The following is a 16540-nucleotide window of genomic DNA, read 5'->3' as shown; positions in this document are numbered from 1 at the left end:
CCTTCGGCCGGGGCGCCACCGCGCGGCGCGCGCGGGCGGCGCGGGCCATCGCCCGCGGCCGGGAGAAGGCCGTCATCACCGAGGCGAAGGTGCCGCCCGAGACGGTGCCGCCGGCCCGGACGAAGCCCTTGACCTCGACCCGGGCCGGCGGGCCGCCGCGGCGCAGCAGCTCCTCGACGGTGAACAGCACGCCGAGGTCGTGCGGCACCGAGTCGAAGCCGCAGGCGTGCACCAGCCGCGCGCCGGTGGCCACCGCCCGCTCGTGGTGCCGGAGGTACATCCGGTCGACGAACTCCGGCTCGCCGGTGAGGTCCACGTAGTCGGTGCCGCTCTCCGCGCAGGCCGCCACCAGCGGCTCGCCGTACCGCAGGTACGGGCCGACCGTGGAGATCACCACCCGGGCCCCGGCGGCCACGGCGCGCAGCGCCTCGCGGTCGGCGGCGTCCGCGATCAGCAGCGGGAGGCCGGCGCACCGGGGGTCGATCCGCGCCAGCTTCGCCCGGACGGCGGCGAGCCTGCCCTCGTCGCGTCCGGCGAGCGCCCAGCGGCAGTCCTCGGGCGCGGTCCGGGCCAGGTACTCGGCGGTGAGGCCGCCGGTGAACCCGGTGGCACCGAACAGGACGAGGTCGTACGGGCGCGGCTCGGCCATCACAGTCCCTACTCGCGGGTCATCGACTGCGCCACGCTAGGAGTCCGCCCTGGGACTGTCAACGGGTCCGGACCGGGCGCCCGCCGTTTCGAAGCAGGTGGCGGCGAGGGCGGGCCGACCCCGATGGCACGTCCGACAGTGCCGCGTTCGTCCTGCCGCCCGACCTCGCCCCCCTCGCCCACGAGCACGGGCCGGAACTCTCCAGGCTCATCTCCCGCCACCTGCGCCCGGAGGAGGACGAGGGCCTGCGCTGACCGGAGCCTACGCGCGTTGATCGGTTGTCTACCTGGGACTTCTACGGTCGGGCCATCGGCAAGTTCCGCACCGTTCAGAAGGATTCCCATGATCGACCCGGCCGCGCCGTCGCGCGGTGAGACACCCTGGATCGGCGACGATCCGAGATTCGGCGAACTGCGCGCCGCCTACCGCAGGTTCGTGTTCCCGGTGACGGTGGCGTTCCTGCTCTGGTTCCTGGCGTACGTGCTCTGCTCGGCCTACGCCCGCGGGTTCATGGCGACCAAGGTCGCCGGGCACGTCAACGTGGCCCTGGTGTTCGGGCTGCTGCAGTTCGTCTCGACCTTCGGCATCGCCCTGGCCTACGGCCGGTTCGCCGCCCGGCGGCTGGACCCGCTGGCGGCGGAGCTGCGGAGCGTGGCGGCGTCCCGCCGCCACGACGGGGACCAGGAACCGACGGAGAGCCAGGCATGACACAGCACCATTCCCAGGCCGCCGCGGTGGCGCAGGCGGCGTCGGCGTCGGCGTCGAACAAGGGCCTGACCATCGGGCTGTTCGTGGCCCTGGTGGCGGTGACCCTGGTCATCACCCTGTGGGCCCGGCGGAGCACCCGGGGCACCGGTGGCTTCTACACCGGCGGCGGGGAGTTCTCCGCGCTGCAGAACGGCATCGCGATCTCCGGCGACTACCTGTCCGCGGCGTCCTTCCTGGGGATCGCCGGGATCATCGCGCTGGCCGGGTACGACGGCTTCCTGTACTCGATCGGCTTCCTGGTGGCCTGGCTGGTCGCGCTGCTGCTGGTCGCCGAACTGCTGCGCAACACCGGGCGGTTCACCATGGCCGACGTGCTGGCCGCGCGGCTGCGCAGCGGGCCGATGCGCACCGCCGCGGGTGTGTCGACCATCGTGGTGTCGATCTTCTACCTGATCGCGCAGATGGTCGGCGCGGCGACGATCGTGGGGCAGCTGCTCGACGTCAAGGGTGCCTCCGCGCAGGTCTGGACGATCGTCGGGGTCGGCGCCCTGATGATCGTCTACGTGGTGGTCGGCGGGATGAAGGGCACCACCTGGGTGCAGATCGTCAAGGCGGTGCTGCTGATCGCCGGCGCGGCCACCATGACGGTGTGGGTGCTGGCGAAGTACGGCTTCAACGTCAGCCATCTGCTCGGGGACGCCGCCGCGGCCTCCAAGAAGGGCGACGCCTTCCTCCAGCCCGGCCTGAAGTACGGGGCTACGGACGGCTGGTCGAAGCTCGACCTGGTCAGCCTGGGCACCGCCCTGGTGCTGGGCACCGCGGCGCTGCCGCACGTGCTGGTGCGCTTCTACACGGTTCCTACCGGCCGCGACGCCCGCAAGTCGGTGAACTGGTCGATCGGCATCATCGGGGTCTTCTACCTGATGACCCTGGTGCTCGGCTTCGGGGCGGCCGCGCTGGTCGGCACGGCGACGATCAAGGAGAAGGACCCGTCCGGCAACACCGCCGCCACCCTGCTGGCGGAGCACCTCGGCGGCGGCGCGGGCACCACCGGCGGCTCGTTGATGCTGGCCTTCATCGCGGCGGTCGCGTTCGCCACCATCCTGGCGGTGGTCGCCGGGCTCACCCTGACCTCCTCCTCGTCGTTCGCCCATGACCTGTACGCCAGCGTCATCCGCAAGGGCCGGGCCACCGAGCGGCAGGAGCTGATCACGGCGAAGATCGCCGCCGTGGTGATCGGCGCGGTCGCGGTCGCGCTGTCGATCTTCGCCCGGGACCTCAACGTGGCGTTCCTGGTGGCGCTGGCCTTCGCCATCGCCGCTTCGGCCAACCTGCCGGCGATCCTGCTGACCCTGTTCTGGAAGCGCTTCACCACCTTCGGCGCCAAGTGCGGCATCTACGCGGGCCTGGTCAGCGCGATCGGCCTGGTGCTGCTCTCCCCGATCTGCTGGGGCGGTGCCAGCGGCACCGTCCCGGCCGTGAAGCTGACGGCCACCCAGGCGAAGGACTGCGGGGTGCCGGCGGCCGGCCAGGAGGTCGGCAACGCCACGGCGCTGATCTCCTGCACCACCACCGCGCCGATCCCGCTGCAGAACCCGGGCGTCATCTCGATCCCGATCGGGTTCGCGGCCGCGGTCATCGGCTCGCTGGCCGGCGGTCGCCGCCGCCGGCACGAGGACGCGGACGGGCGCGGCTTCGCGGAGCTCGAAGTCCGGGCGCTCACCGGGGTGGGGCGGTAGACCGTGACGACGGGTTCCAACCTGGACGAGTTCCTCTGCGACCTGGAGCGCTACGCCGCCGCCGACGTCCTGACCGCCCAACTCACCGCGGACACCCTGCGCAAGTACCTGCGGGCCGGGCTGATCGTCCCCGACGACCTGTGCGCCGGTGACACCGACGGCTACGCGCAGCGGCTGCTGCACGCAGGACGGACCCACTCCGTGGTGGCCCTGACCTGGCTGCCCGGGCAGTCCACCCCGATCCACGACCACATCGCCTGGTGTGTCTCCGGCGTGGTGGAGGGCGTGGAGGTGGACGAGGCGTACCGGCTGTGGCGGCTGCCCCGCTCCGGCCGCCGGGTGCTGGTGCCGTCCGGCCGGACCACCTGCTCGCCCGGCCGGGTGCAGCTCCTGGTGCCGCCCGACGAGGACATCCACCGGGTGTCCAACGGCGGCACCGGCCGCGCGGTCTCCCTGCACGTCTACGGCGCCGACATCTCGCCGAACGGGGGCAGTTCGATCAACCGGGTCTTCGGGCAGGACGTCGTGGACGCCCCGCCGGACGGCGCCCGCCTGGTGAGCTGGCGGCACCCGGACGGCCTGGCTCCCTGGCCGACGCACCGCTGACCGACCCCCGCCGTGCCCCGACGGGCCGTCCTCCCCGGACGGCCCGTCGGCCGTTTCCCGCCGGTGGTGCATGATGGCCGCCATGGCGCTGTTCGCACCGAAGTGCCCGGTCGGGCCGGCGGAGCGGGTCTGGATCGAGGAGTCCATGGCCTGGCTGGCCGCCGAGTTCGGCCGCGAGGTGCTGGACCGCGCACCCGTCCTGCCGACCGCCGAGTTCTTCCCGGGGCCCTACGAGGGCTCCGAGGAGGACATCCGGCGGGTGATCGCCCGACTCTGCGGGTACCTGGAGGTGGCGCCCGAGCGCCTGACGGTCGAGATCGAGCCGGACGACGGCGAGCGGGCCATGGCCGCCGGTCTCGGACTCGGCTACCGGTCCCGCTCCGCCGCCGGGCACTACCGGCGGGAGAACGGGCGCCCGGTGATCGCCGTCGACCAGCGCCAGGCCGCCCGGCCGGTCGCCCTGGTCGCCACCATCGCCCATGAGCTGGGCCACGTCCGGCTGCTGGACGAGCGGCGGATCACCACGGCCCGGCGCGACCACGAGCCGCTCACCGACCTTCTGACGGTCCACTTCGGCCTCGGCGTCTTCACCGCGAACTCCGCCTTCGACTTCCGCCGCAGCGACCGGGGTCGGTCGTCCGCCCGACTCGGCTACCTGAGCGAGCCGATGCTCGGGTACGCCCTGGCCTGCTACGCCCACCGGCGGGGCGAAGCCAAGCCCGGCTGGGCGCGCCACCTGACCACCAACCCGCGGGCCTACCTCCGGCGGAGCCTGCGCCATCTGGACCGGAACCCGCCGAGCACGTGATCGGGGACCGGGAGCGGAGAGCGTGGCTGGATCCGAACATCATTGCGCGAAAACGACTCTGACGATCAGTCAATCGATCTCTCCGGCCGATCGGTCCGGGTGGCCTCCCAACTCGCCTCCGTACAGGTCACGGTGTGTGCCCGCGCTCCCAACGCGCTTACCGGAAGCCGCTGTTCGATCATCCGAAGTTCAGATTCCGAGTGCGCGTTTCACACATCCCCCTCATCGGGCGGCCCGGATGCTCTACATTGATTTTCGCCCCGCACGGACGGAAGCGGGGCGACGACGGACTGTGATCTTCCTGGCCCGGGACGGGGCCGCGAGGGTGGGGCGCAGCCGCCGACGTTTCCCGCGCACCCAGGGGCACTGGCAGGACGAGCGAGTCCGCTGCCGCCCGGGTGGGATGTTTCACGCAGCGCCGCAACAAGCCGATTCGCCATTCGCCGGGGGAGGGGTCCCCTCGGAGGCCAGGAACAGCGCGGCACACGGGGGGCGGGGCCTCCCGAGGGGAGGAACAGGGCGGGGGGCGTGAGCCTCCTGGGGGGAGGAACCGTGTGGAGCGAACACGTCGAACCCAGCGGTGAGTTGAAGGGGGACGTGGAGCAGGGGGAGGGAGAGTTAGCCGGCCCGTTTCCCTCGGCGCGCAGGCGCCCGGTGGCGAACGGGACGATCAGCCGGTCCGAGAGCGACTGGGAGCAGCAGTACCGCCGTACCGTCATCATCAGCGACACCGTGGCCACCGCCTTCGTGGTGGCGGCCATCGGCGGCTTCTTCGGGGTCCGGGACGCGGCCAACTGGCACGAGAAGTGGGGCATCCTCGCCTTCGGCACCGAACTGCTGGTGCTGGGGGCGCTGGCGACGAGCCGGGCGTGGGCTCCGGCCGTGCTGGGGCAGGGCGCCGAGGAGTTCCGCCGGCTCGGGCGCTCGCTGTTCACGGCGGCCGTCGTCCTGGCGCTCGGCGGGATCGCCCTCGGCTCGCACAACATCAGGCTCTGGATCTTCGCCGCGATCCCGGCGGTCACGGCCGTCACCATGACCGAGCGGTACCTGCTGCGGCTGTGGCTGCACAAACAGCGCAACCAGGGACGGTGCCTGCGCCCGGTGCTCGCCGCCGGGAGCCCGGCCACCGTGCGCGACCTGATCAGCCGGACCCGCAAGTTCCCGCACCTGGGCTGGCGGGTGGAGGCGGTGTGCACGCCGTACACCCTCGGCCGGGGCGCCGACCGACTGGACGGGGTGCCGGTCGTCGGCCGGCTGGCGGACGTCGCCAACCACGTCCGCCGCGACGGCTACCGGGTCGTCGCGGTCACCCCGGACCCGTACTGGACACCGGACCGGCTGCAGCGGCTGGCCTGGAACCTGGAGGGCGGCGACGCCGAGATGGTGGTCGCCCCGGTGCTGATGGAGGTGGCCGGCCCGCGGCTGCACGTCGACGCGGTGCTCGGGATCCCGATGCTGCGGGTCAGCATGCCGACCTTCACCGGCGGCCCCCGGGCCGTCAAGGAGGTCGTCGACCGGCTGGGCGCCGCCGTCCTGCTGGTGCTGTTCGCCCCGCTGATGCTGCTGGTCGGGCTGCTGGTGCTGGCGGACAGCCGGGGCGGGGTGTTCTACCGGCAGCACCGGGTCGGCAAGGACGGCCGCCAGTTCACCCTGGTCAAGTTCCGCACCATGGTCGCCGGGGCGGACCGGGCCCGGGCGGCGCTGGCCGACCGCAACGAGGGCGCCGGCCTGCTGTTCAAGCTCCGCCGGGATCCACGGGTGACCAGGGTGGGGGGAGTGCTGCGCCGGTACTCGCTGGACGAGCTGCCGCAGCTCGTCAACGTGCTCACCGGCTCGATGTCGCTGGTCGGCCCGCGGCCCCCGCTGCCGGAGGAGTCCGCGGCGTACGGCCCGGACATCCGGCGGCGGCTGCTCGTCAAGCCCGGGCTGACCGGCCTGTGGCAGATCAGCGGGCGCAGCGACCTGCCGTGGGAGGAGGCCGTCCGGCTGGACCTGCGGTACGTGGAGGACTGGTCGCTCGCCCTGGACGCGGTGATCCTCTGGAAGACGCTGCGGGCCGTGCTCCAGGGGCAGGGGGCCTACTGATGGGTGGGGGCGCCGTCCGGACGGACGGCGTGCGGACGGCCGGCCACAAGGGCCTGCCCGAGGGGAGGAACGGGTCATGAGGGTCAGCGTCCTGGGGCTCGGTTACGTGGGCTGCGTGTCGGCCGCGTGCCTGGCCAGCCTGGGCCACGAGGTCATCGGGGTCGACGTCAACCAGGTGAAGGTCGACCTGGTGAACGACGGCAAGGCCCCGGTGGTCGAGGAGCGGATCGGCGAACTCATCGCCGAGATGGTGGCGAGCGGGGCGCTGCGCGCCACCGGCGACGTCCGCGAGGCGGTCATGGGAAGCGAGGTGTCGCTGGTCTGCGTGGGCACGCCCTCGGAGCCCAACGGCAGCCTGTGCACCAGCTACCTGGAGCGGGTCACCGAGCAGATCGGTGCCGCGGTGGCCGAGCGGGGCGGGCGGCAGACCGTCGTGTTCCGCAGCACCATGCTCCCGGGCACCTGCCTGAACCTGCTGGTGCCGATCCTGGAGAAGTACGCCGGCGGCACGGCCGGGGTCGACTTCGGGGTCGCGGTCAACCCCGAGTTCCTGCGCGAGGGCACCAGCGTGCGGGACTTCTTCGACCCGCCGAAGACCGTCATCGGCGAACTCGACCGGGCGAGCGGCGACGTGGTCGAGGAGTTGTACGAGGGACTGCCCGGCGCGGTGTTCCGGGTGCCCGTCCCGACGGCCGAGGCGATCAAGTACGCGGACAACGCCTTCCACGGCCTCAAGATCGGCTTCGCCAACGAGCTGGGCGCGGTCTGCCAGGCGCTCGGGGTGGACTCGCACCAGGTGATCGACGTCTTCCTGGCCGACCGCAAGCTGAACATCAGCCCGGCCTACCTGCGGCCCGGCTTCGCCTTCGGCGGCTCCTGCCTGCCCAAGGACCTGCGCAGCCTGGTCCACGCGGCGCGCCGGGCCGACGTCGCGGTGCCGATCCTCTCCCATGTGCTGCCCTCCAACGCCGAACACCTGCGGCGTGCGGTCACGCTGGTCGAGCGCACCGGCGGGCGCCGGGTGGGCCTGTTCGGCCTGTCCTTCAAGCCGGGCACCGACGACCTGCGCGAGAGCCCGCTCGTCGAGCTGGCCGAGCAGCTCTTCGGCAAGGGCTACGACCTGCGGATCTACGACCCCAACGTGAACCTCTCCCGGCTGCTCGGCGCCAACCGCGAGTACATCGAGACCCGGCTGCCGCACCTCGCCCAGCTGCTCACGGACTCCGTCCACGAGGTGCTGGAACACGCCGAGGTGTGCGTGGTCGGGACGAAGGACCCGGCCGTCCTGGCGGCCCTGCCGCACGGCGACGGCCCGGCGATCGTCGACCTCATCCGCCTCCCCGACGCCGAGACGCGCCGGGCCGAACCGGGGTACGTGGGCCTTGCCTGGTGACACATCGTTCAGTGACGAACCGCTCAGTGACACGTCGTCCAGTGACACACCGTCCAGTGACACGTCGTCCAGTGCCGTGGCCGGCGGGGACGGGCGTGGCCGGCGCGCGCTCATCCTGGTGGAGAACCTGTCGGTGCCCTTCGACCGGCGGGTCTGGCAGGAGTGCACCACGCTGCGCGACGCGGGCTGGACGGTCCACGTCATCTGCCCCCGGGGCAGCAAACGGGACACCGAACCCGAGGCGCTGATCGACGGGGTGCGGATCCACCGCTACCCCCTGCGCGCGGCCACCGGCGGCCCGGCCGGGTACCTCCAGGAGTACGGATCGGCGCTCTGGCACACGGCCCGGCTGGCCCGCAAGGTCGGCCCGGTCGACGTGGTCCACGCCTGCAACCCGCCCGACCTGCTGTTCCTGCCCGCCCTGTGGCTCAAGCGGCGCGGCGCGCGCTTCGTCTTCGACCAGCACGACCTGGTGCCCGAGCTGTACCTCTCCCGCTTCGACCGCGGCGAGGACCTGCTCTACCGCGCCGTCTGCGCGCTGGAACGCCGGACGTACCGGGCCGCGGACATCGTGCTCGCCACCAACGAGAGCTACCGGGACACCGCGGTGCGCCGCGGCGGCCGGCGGCCCGAGGACGTCTTCGTGGTGCGCAGCGCGCCCGACACCGAGCGGTTCCGGCCGGTGCCGCCCGAGCCGGAGCTCAAGCGCGGCAAGCCCCATCTGCTGTGCTACCTGGGCGTCATGGGCCCCCAGGACGGCGTCGACTACGCCCTGCGGGCGCTCGCCAAGCTGCGCGACGAACTCGGGCGGACCGACTGGCACGCGGTGTTCGTCGGCGGCGGCGACACCTTCGACGCCATGGTGGAGCTGTCCCGGCGGCTCGGGCTCTCGGAGCAGGTGCAGTTCACCGGGCGCGTCCCGGACGCCGACCTGGTGCGCTACCTGTCCACCGCGGACGTGTGCCTGTCCCCGGACCCGCGCAACCCGCTCAACGACGTGTCGACCATGAACAAGGTGCTGGAGTACATGGTGATGGGCCGGCCGATCGTCTCCTTCGACCTCCGGGAAGCCCGGGTCTCCGCCGGTGACGCCGCCCTCTACGCGCCCGCCAACGACGAGTCCGAGTTCGCGAGGCTCGTCGCGCAGTTGATGGACGACCCGGAGAAGCGGGCCTGGATGGGCAAGCTCGGCCAGGAGCGGATCAACGGGCCGCTCGCCTGGCGGAACTCCCAGCGCGCGCTGCTCGCCGCCTACGCCGCCGCCTGCCGGGACCGCACCCCGGAGGACCGGGCACGGAGAAGGCCGTCCCGTTGAGCGACGACACGATACGCCTGGTCACGGTCGGCCGGATCCTGCGTCGGCGCTGGCGGCTGCTCGCCGTCTTCGCCCTGGTGGGTGCGCTCGTCGGCTACGGCGCCTCGCTGCTGTTCCCGCCGAGTTACACCACGTCCGCGTCGGTGCTGCTGCCGGGCGTGTGGCAGGACCGCGAGTTGCTGACCCAGGCGGAGATCGCGACCAGTTCGGTGGTGCTCGACCGGGCGGCCGCCTCGCTCGGCTGGCCCGGGGTCAGCGGCGCGAAGCTGCAGGACCGGGTGAGCGCCACGGCCGCGGACGGCAACATCATCAAGATCTCCGGCACGGCCGACACCCCGGAGCGCGCCCAGCAGCTCTCCGATCAGGTGGCCCACCAGTTCGTCACGTTCGCGGCGCGGATCGCGGGCGACAGCACCGACCCCGAGGCGGCGCAGCCCGAGGCCCTGCGGCAGCTGGTGCTGCAGGCCAGCCGCCGGATCACCGACCTGGCCGCCTCGACCGATCCGGGGCGGACGGTGGAGAGCGTGCAGACCCGTACCGAGCTGGAGAAGCTGCGCACCGCGCTCCAGGACGCCATCAAGAAGCTGGACCAGGTCGACCCGGGGGCCAACAAGGCCAACATGGTCGTCATGGGCTCGGCGGCCCGGCCGTCCGCCCAGGCACCGCCGACCAGGACGGAACTCATCGCCGCCGGGGCGCTGTTGGCCTTGCTGCTCGCCGTCATCGGTCATCTCGCCGCGGCCCGGATGAGCCGCCGGCTACGCACCGAAGGGGAGATCGCCGCGGCGCTGGGCTCGGTGGTCCTCGGCACCGTCGACGTCCCCGCCGAACGGTCCGCGCGGCGGCCGGGGGGCCGTGGGCCGCGGGCGCTGGTCCGCCGGCTGCTGGGCCTCGACACCCGCTGGGACCTGCCCGTCCCGCACGCCTCCGGCGACGAGGCCGGCCGACGGCTCCGCTACCGGCGGGTGTGCGCCCGCCTCCGGGACCGACTGCCCGCCCCCCGACGCCTGCTGGTCGTCGTCCCGGACGGCGACGAGCCGGCCCACCGGGCCGCCGGGCAGCTGGTCGCCGAGGCGGGGGGCGATCCGCTGCTGCGGGTGGTGGGGGTGTCGGCGCACCGGCCGCTGTTGCCGGACGGCGAGGACGGGTCCGGTGCGCTGGTGGTGCTCAGCACGGGCAACTGGACGGCGGGGGAGCTGGCGGGCATCGGCGGGGCGTGCCTGGACGCCGGGCACGAGCTGGTCGGCGTCGTCGTCGCCGGCACCGTCCGGGCCCGGTCGACGCGCGGTTCGGGCCGCGCTCGGGGCCGCGCTTCGAGTCGTGCCGCGGACGGCGATCCGGACGGCGCCACGCCGGACCGCGACCCGGACGGAGACCAGGTCCGCGAACCCGATGGAGAGCAGGTCCGCGACCAGGACGACGCCACGCCGGCCCTCGCGGTCGGCGACGACTCGGGGAGAGGGTCGGGGTGACGACGAGTACGACTCCGGAGCCGCCGCCCGCCCCGCCACTGCTGGACCTCCAGTCCCTGGTGGTCGCGGTGCGCCGCCGGCGCCGCCTCTGGTGCGCCCTGGCGCTGGTCGGGCTGCTGCTCGGCGCGGCCGTGGCCGTCCTGAAGCCGCCGCCGCCGACCGCGGTGACCAAGGTGCTGGTCGCCCACCAGGCGGACCAGCCCAACGACCCCGGCACGCTGATCCGCACCGACGTCGCCCTGCTGCAGACCACCGCCATCGCCGGCAAGGCCCTCCAGGCCCTCGGGTCCGCGCAGAAGCCGGAGGACTTCATGCGGGACTACACGGGCCTCGGCCTGACCAACAACCTGCTGCAGATCACCGTGACCGGCGGCAGCGACGCCGAGGCGCGGGCCCGGGCCGAGGCGCTGGCGGAGGCCTTCGTCGCGGACCACGTGAAGCGGATCCAGGACGCCGCGGACGCCCAGGCCAAGGCCCTGCTCGGCGAGCGCGACCGGATGCGCGACCAACTCGCCCAGGTCAACAAGGAGATCGGGGACGGCGCGCAGCAGAGCGGGCCGACCGCCTCGGCGAACCTGGAGTCGCTCTACGCCAGCCGGGCCGAACTCACCTCCCGGATAACCGACTTCGGCCAGCGCGCGGCGGAGGCGCAGGTCGGCACGCCCCAACTGGTGGCCGGCACCCAGATCGTGGACGCCCCGCGCGCGGTGCGGCAGTCCCTGCCCACGGCCGCCGCCACCGACGGCGGGATCGGGGCCGTCCTCGGACTGGTGCTCGGCATCGCGGCGGCCGCGGTCGGCGCGGTGGTGGCGGACCGGCCGGTGCTGCGCCGGGAGATCGCGGCGAACCTCGGCGCCTCGGTCATCGCCGAGCTGCACCGGGTGCCCCGCCGCCCCGCCGGACGCTGGCAGTCGCGCCGCACCAGGGCGGCCCGGGCCAGGCTCACCGCGACCCTGGCCCGCACCGTGCGCGGCTCCGCGGAGACGGTGTCGCTGCTGGAACTGGGCTGCGCGCGCAGCACGGTGGCGATCGCCCTGGACCTCGCCGGGGAACTGTCGGGCGAGGGGCCGGTGGTGATCATGGACGGCCTGCCGGGCCCCCAGCTCGCCCACCGCCGCGCCAAGCCGGGGGAGCCGACCGTGATCGGCGGCGAGCAGGCCTCGGCCGTGGCACTGGGGGAACGCCGGCTCGGCGTCGGCTCGGTGGCCCCCGGCACGGCGTGGACCGACCTCCAGTACCTCGGCACCCGCACCGTGCTCGTGGTCCGGGCCGGGCACGGCAGCGCCGCCTGGCTGCACACCGTGGCCCGCCAGCTCGCGGACCAGCACATCCCGGTCCTCGGCGTGGTGCTGATCGACCCCGATCCGCGCGACCGGACCGACGGCACCCTGTGGGACGGGCCGCACACCGCGCTGCGCGGCCGGGGCGAGCGGCCGGCCCGGAACGGGCTGGGCCGGCGGCGGACGGCACGACTTCCGATGTGGACCTCGAGGGTCCCCGACAGCGACCAGGAGGCGAGGTAGCACATGTGCGGCATCGCGGGCACGTACCGATGGCCGGACGGCAAAGCCGTGACCGACCAGCTCACCGAGACCCTCGCCCACCGCGGCCCGGACGGGGCGGGCCGCTACAGCCACCCGCTCGGCGACGGCGAGGTGCAGCTGGGGCACCGCCGGCTGGCCATCGTCGACCTGTCCGAGACCGGCGCCCAGCCGATGGCCTCGGACGGCCTCGTCCTGACGTACAACGGCGAGCTGTACAACGCGCCCGAGCTGCGCGCCGAACTGACCGCCGCCGGGGCGCGCTTCCGCGGCACCTCCGACACCGAGGTGCTGCTGGAGGCCTGGCGGCGCTGGGGCACCGACTGCCTGCCCCGGTTGCGCGGGATGTTCGCGTTCGGGATCTTCGACGAGCGCACCGGTGAGCTGGTGCTCGCCCGCGACCAGCTCGGCATCAAGCCGCTGTTCCTGGTGCGGCGCGGCGGGGGCCTGGTGTTCGCCTCCGAGCTCAAGGCGCTGGCCGCCGTCACCGGCGGCTCGCTGGAGGTGGACCACGCCGCGCTGGTCGCCTCGCTGCTCTACTACTGGGTGCCGGACTCGCGCTGCGCGTTCCGCGAGGCGGAGAAGCTGCCGCCGGGCAGCTGGCTGCGGTGCCGGCCCGACGGCCGGGTCGAGCGCGGCCGGTTCTGGCACCTGCGGGAGGTCGCCGCCGAGGGCCGGGACCGGGCCCGGGCCGGCGAGCGGCCGGACCTCGCCGCCGTCGTCGAGGAGTCGACCAGGCGTCATCTGCTCTCCGACGTCCCGGTGGCGACCTTCCTCTCCGGCGGACTGGACTCCAGCTACCTGACCGCGCTGGCCGCCCGCGACCGCCCCGGGATCTCCGCCTACACGATCGGCTTCCGCGCCGAGGACGCCAGGTTCGAGGCGATGCCGGACGACCTGCGCTACGCCCGGCGGGTGGCCGAGCGGTTCGGCGTCGACCTGCACGAGATCGAGATCGCCCCGGACGTGCTCGACCTGCTGCCGCGGATGACGTACCACCTGGACGAGCCGATCGGCGACCCGGCCGCGATCAACACCTTCCTGATCTGTTCGGCCGCGCGGGAGGCCGGGGTCAAGGTGCTGCTCTCGGGGATGGGCGCCGACGAGCTGTTCGCCGGCTACCGCAAGCACCTGGCCAACCAGCTCGCGCTGCGCTACCAGCGCGTCCCCCGGCCGCTGCGGCGCGGCCTGTCCGCGGCCGTGGACCGGCTGCCGGTCGCCACCGCCCGCCGGGGGTACCGCTCGGTGCGCTTCGCCAAGCGCTTCCTCTCCTTCGCCGACCTGCCGGAGGAGACGGCGTTCCGGCGCAGCTACACCATGTACGACCGGGCGGAGCTGCTCGCCCTGGTCAACCCGGACCTGGCCGGGACGGTCGACGACGTGCTGACCGAGCACGCGGACGTCTACCAGGACAACGACCTGGACGACTTCGTCAACCGGATGTGCCTGGGCGACGCCCGGATGTTCCTGCCGGGCCTGAACCTCGCCTACACCGACCGCTCCAGCATGGCCGCGTCGACCGAGGTGCGGGTGCCGTACGTGGACGTCGAGGTGGTGAAGGCGGCCTTCGCGGTGCCCGGCGACCGCAAGATCGTCGGCCGGCAGGGCAAGGCCGTCCTCAAGGAGGCGGCCCTGTCCGTCCTGCCCCGGGAGATCGTGTACCGGCCCAAGGGCCTGTTCAGCGCCCCGCTGCGGGCCTGGATGAGCCGGGACCTGGCGCCGCTGGTGCGCGAGGTGGTGAACGACGGAGTGCTCGTCAACTCCGGCTTCCTGCGCCGCGAGGCGCTGGCCCGGCTGGTCGCCGAGGACGCCGCCGGGCAGCGGGACCACTCCAAACATCTGTGGCACGTGCTGACCCTCGAGTACTGGTACCGGGGCGCGACCTCCGGCTGAGGTCAGTGCGCTCGCTCGACGACGAACAGGCTGAGGAACACGAGGAACAAGGGGACTTGCGGTGAAACAGGTTGTGCAGAACTACAAGAGCGGCGAACTGTCGGTGCTCGACGTACCGGTGCCGGCGTGCAAGCCGGGCGGGGTGCTGGTCCGCACCGCCTTCTCGCTGATCTCCACCGGGACGGAGCTGATGAAGGTCTCCGAGGCCGGCATGTCGATGCTGGGCAAGGCCCGCTCCCGGCCGGACCAGGTGGCCAAGGTGATGCAGAGCGTCGCCGTCAACGGAGTGCCCGCCACCTACCGCAAGGTGATGGGCAAGCTGGACTCCTACACGCCGCTGGGCTACTCGCTGTGCGGGGTGGTCGAACAGGTCGGCGCCGGGGTCGACGACGTGAAGGCCGGCGACCTGGTGGCCTGCGCGGGCAACGAGCACGCGCTGCACGCCGAGCTGAACTGGGTGCCCAGGAACCTCTACACCCCGGTGCCGGACGGCCTCGTCCCGCGGCACGCCGCCTTCGGCACCGTCGGGTCGATCGCCCTGCAGGGCGTGCGCCAGGGCGAGCCGCAGCTCGGCGAGGTGGCGCTGGTGATCGGCCTCGGGCTGATCGGGCAGTTGGTGGCGCAGCTGCTCACCGCCGCGGGGGTGCGGGTGGTCGGGGCCGACCCCGACCCGGTGCGCTGCGCACTCGCCGAGCGGCTGGGCGCGGTGGCCTGCGGCGACCCCGGGTCCGCGGCCGTGGAGACCGCCGTCGCCGAGCTGACCGACGGTCACGGCGTGGACCAGGTGTACCTGGCCGCCGGCGGCGGCAGCAACCAGCCCGTCGAACTGGCCGCCCGGTTGAGCCGGGACCGCGGCCGGGTGATCGACATCGGCAAGTGCCGGCTGGACCTGCCGTGGAACGCGTACTACGAGAAGGAGTTGGACGTCCGGTTCTCCCGCTCGTACGGCCCCGGGCGCTACGACCCGGCGTACGAGCTGGAGGGGCGGGACTACCCGATCGGGTACGTGCGCTGGACCGAGCGCCGCAACCTGGCCTGCTTCCTCGACCTCGCCGCCCGCGGCCGGGTCGACGTGGAGCCGCTGATCTCCCACCTCGCCGACTTCGACGACGCCGTGGAGACCTACCGGCGCCTGAAGGACGGCGAGTTGAAGGCCGTGGCGGTGCTGTTCCGGTACCCCGGGGCCGCGGCCGAGCAGCAGGCGCCGGCCCCGGTGGTGGCGGTGCCCGCGGTGCCCCGCCCCACCAGGACCGCCGCCCGGCCCTCCGGGTCGCCGGTGCGGCTGGCCTTCGTCGGCGCCGGGAACTACGCGACGTCGATGCTGCTGCCGCACCTGGCCCGGCGCGAGGGCGTCGCGCTGTCCGCCGTCGTCACCACGACGGCGCTGTCCGCCGCCAACGCCCAGCGCACGTTCGGCTTCGCCCGGTCCACCACCGACCTCGACGCCGTCCTCGGGGACGACGCCGTCGACGCGGTGTTCGTGGTCACCCGGCACAGTTCGCACGCCGAACTGACCAGGCGGGCCCTGCTGGCCGGCAAGGCGGTGTTCGTGGAGAAGCCGCTGGCCCTCACCGAGGAGGAACTGGCCGGGGTGCTCGCGGCGGTGGCGGAGTCCGGCAACGACCGCCTCCAGGTGGGCTTCAACCGCCGCTTCGCGCCGCTGCTGCGGGAGGCCAGGAGCCGCTTCGGCGTCCGGACCGGCCCGGCCAGCCTGCGCTACCTGGTCAACGCGGGCCGGCTGCAGCACGGCAGCTGGTACCTCCGGCAGGGCACCGAGGGCTCGCGGTTCGCCGGCGAGGGCGGGCACTTCATCGACACCGCGAGCTGGCTGCTGGACGCCGACCCGGTCTCGGTCTACGCCGTCGCCCCGGCCGGCAACGACGACCTCCAGATCGTGCTGCGCTACCCGGACGGCTCCACCGCCACCCTCAGCTACGTCACCACCGGCGCGCCCGGCTTCCCCAAGGAGACGCTGGACCTGGTCGCGGACGGCAAGGTGCTGAAGCTGGACGACTTCGTCCGCGCCTCGGTGTACTTCGACAGCACGGCCGGCCGCAAGCGGTGGGTCAGCTCCCGGCTGCCCACGGCCCGGGACAAGGGCCAGTCCGCCGAACTGGCGGCGTTCGTCAGGGCGGTGCGGACCGGCGGGCCGATGCCGGTGCCGCTGGAGTCGCTGGCGGCCACCACGGCGGCCACCCTCGCCGTCCAGGCCGGCCTGGCGGGCGGCGCGCCGGTGACGCTGGCGGGGACGCGATGACCATGAGCGCGGGCTGGTACCTGCGGCGGCTGTCCCGGATGGGGCCGCGGGGGGTCGGCGGCCGGGTCGGCGAC

Annotated in this window: 12 protein-coding genes; 11 read left to right on the top strand and 1 reads right to left on the bottom strand. The window is 73.6% G+C overall.

Translation table 11 applies throughout. The annotated features are described in order from the left end of the window. The coding region (locus BG452_RS14860) for a saccharopine dehydrogenase family protein (RefSeq protein WP_188304762.1) at window positions 1–649 on the bottom strand (649 nt) is incomplete at its 3' end. A 342-nt stretch (window positions 650–991) separates the two neighbouring features. Between BG452_RS14860 and BG452_RS14855 the strand changes: the two genes are divergently transcribed. The 11 genes from BG452_RS14855 (at window position 992) to BG452_RS14805 (ending at window position 16466) form a co-directional block, all read left to right on the top strand. Next, window positions 992–1357: a DUF485 domain-containing protein gene (locus tag BG452_RS14855; RefSeq protein WP_188304761.1), complete on the top strand. Its 366-nt coding sequence runs from the start codon at window positions 992–994 to the stop codon at window positions 1355–1357. Continuing rightward, window positions 1354–3096, top strand: coding sequence for a cation acetate symporter (locus tag BG452_RS14850; RefSeq protein WP_188304760.1), 1743 nt, complete (start codon window positions 1354–1356; stop codon window positions 3094–3096). Before BG452_RS14855 ends, BG452_RS14850 begins: the two co-directional genes overlap by 4 nt. 3 nt (window positions 3097–3099) lie before the next feature. Further along, on the top strand, window positions 3100–3702 hold the full coding sequence (locus BG452_RS14845; protein ID WP_188304759.1) for a cysteine dioxygenase family protein: 603 nt from the start codon (window positions 3100–3102) through the stop codon (window positions 3700–3702). An 82-nt stretch (window positions 3703–3784) separates the two neighbouring features. Beyond that, entirely contained in the window at window positions 3785–4510 is a 726-nt protein-coding gene (locus BG452_RS14840) for a hypothetical protein (protein ID WP_188304758.1), read from the top strand. A gap of 597 nt (window positions 4511–5107) precedes the next feature. Further along, entirely contained in the window at window positions 5108–6595 is a 1488-nt protein-coding gene (locus BG452_RS14835; protein WP_411292953.1) for a sugar transferase, read from the top strand. A gap of 76 nt (window positions 6596–6671) precedes the next feature. Beyond that, window positions 6672–7988 carry a nucleotide sugar dehydrogenase gene (locus BG452_RS14830; RefSeq protein ID WP_188304756.1) on the top strand — a complete coding sequence of 439 codons (1317 nt, stop codon included), beginning with the start codon at window positions 6672–6674 and terminating at the stop codon, window positions 7986–7988. 76 nt (window positions 7989–8064) lie between these two features. Further along, complete coding sequence (locus BG452_RS14825) at window positions 8065–9303, top strand: glycosyltransferase family 4 protein (protein ID WP_188304755.1); 1239 nt, start codon at window positions 8065–8067, stop codon at window positions 9301–9303. Next, window positions 9300–10775 carry a Wzz/FepE/Etk N-terminal domain-containing protein gene (locus BG452_RS14820; protein WP_188304754.1) on the top strand — a complete coding sequence of 492 codons (1476 nt, stop codon included), beginning with the start codon at window positions 9300–9302 and terminating at the stop codon, window positions 10773–10775. Before BG452_RS14825 ends, BG452_RS14820 begins: the two co-directional genes overlap by 4 nt. Then, the gene (locus tag BG452_RS14815; protein ID WP_188304753.1) at window positions 10772–12298 is read left to right on the top strand and encodes a Wzz/FepE/Etk N-terminal domain-containing protein; all 1527 of its coding nucleotides are present in this window, start codon (window positions 10772–10774) and stop codon (window positions 12296–12298) included. The genes BG452_RS14820 and BG452_RS14815 overlap by 4 nt, the downstream gene beginning before the upstream one ends. A gap of 3 nt (window positions 12299–12301) precedes the next feature. After that, window positions 12302–14209 carry an asparagine synthase (glutamine-hydrolyzing) gene (gene asnB / locus BG452_RS14810; RefSeq protein WP_188304752.1) on the top strand — a complete coding sequence of 636 codons (1908 nt, stop codon included), beginning with the start codon at window positions 12302–12304 and terminating at the stop codon, window positions 14207–14209. A 61-nt stretch (window positions 14210–14270) separates the two neighbouring features. Further along, complete coding sequence (locus BG452_RS14805) at window positions 14271–16466, top strand: bi-domain-containing oxidoreductase (protein ID WP_188304751.1); 2196 nt, start codon at window positions 14271–14273, stop codon at window positions 16464–16466. Window positions 16467–16540: the final 74 nt, after the last annotated feature.

The sequence above is a fragment of the Streptomyces sp. CBMA123 genome (genome assembly GCF_014596465.1).
GTDB lineage: Bacteria > Actinomycetota > Actinomycetes > Streptomycetales > Streptomycetaceae > Kitasatospora.
The sequence above is the reverse complement of the archived record's forward strand: the minus strand, read 5'-3'. Positions and strand labels throughout refer to the sequence as shown.

Coding starts and splice junctions, on each gene's coding strand:
- BG452_RS14855 (WP_188304761.1), top strand. CDS start 992: ATGATCGACCCGGCCGCGCCGTCGCGCGGTGAGACACCCTGGATCGGC.
- BG452_RS14850 (WP_188304760.1), top strand. CDS start 1,354: ATGACACAGCACCATTCCCAGGCCGCCGCGGTGGCGCAGGCGGCGTCG.
- BG452_RS14840 (WP_188304758.1), top strand. CDS start 3,785: ATGGCGCTGTTCGCACCGAAGTGCCCGGTCGGGCCGGCGGAGCGGGTC.
- BG452_RS14830 (WP_188304756.1), top strand. CDS start 6,672: ATGAGGGTCAGCGTCCTGGGGCTCGGTTACGTGGGCTGCGTGTCGGCC.
- asnB (WP_188304752.1), top strand. CDS start 12,302: ATGTGCGGCATCGCGGGCACGTACCGATGGCCGGACGGCAAAGCCGTG.